Source organism: Rhizobium sp. UBA1881 (assembly GCF_002338015.1).
GTDB lineage: Bacteria > Pseudomonadota > Alphaproteobacteria > Rhizobiales > Rhizobiaceae > Rhizobium.
Window position 1 is genome coordinate 15,792 of sequence record NZ_DDHH01000069.1, and the last position, 416, is coordinate 16,207.

A 416-nucleotide genomic window follows, 5' to 3' on the forward strand; every position below is an offset into this window, starting at 1 on the left:
GTGGCTGGTAATTTGAAAGAAATATGTCGCTCGCTAGGGGAGGAGGCATGTCCGTTGGGGCTCGTGTAACAAGGCGCATTCGGTAATCGGGCGCGATCAGTTGCACAAGTATCGGACATAGGAGACCGACTTTCGCGGTAGGGCTAGAGATCAACATCCAGCATTCCCGACACAACGGGGCTGCATAGCGCAAGTCGCACTCGTAGGCTCGATGGGCCGCAGCGGTCTTGTCGGGAGGACTATGTGAACGCGACGTTTAAACTATCAGACCAGGAACAGCAGGTCGAAAAATCGGCGATCCGCAAGATCTCCATTCGCCTGGTTCCCTTCATCGCATTGATGTTCTTCATCAACTTCCTCGACCGTACGGCAATCTCCTTTGCCGGCCCGAACGGGATGACGCAGGACCTCGGCAT

General features: G+C 55.3%; 1 pseudogene. It reads left to right on the top strand.

The features are described from left to right. Positions 1–243 precede the first annotated feature (243 nt). Positions 244–416: pseudogene (locus B3605_RS07860) on the top strand (MFS transporter); the annotation flags it as partial.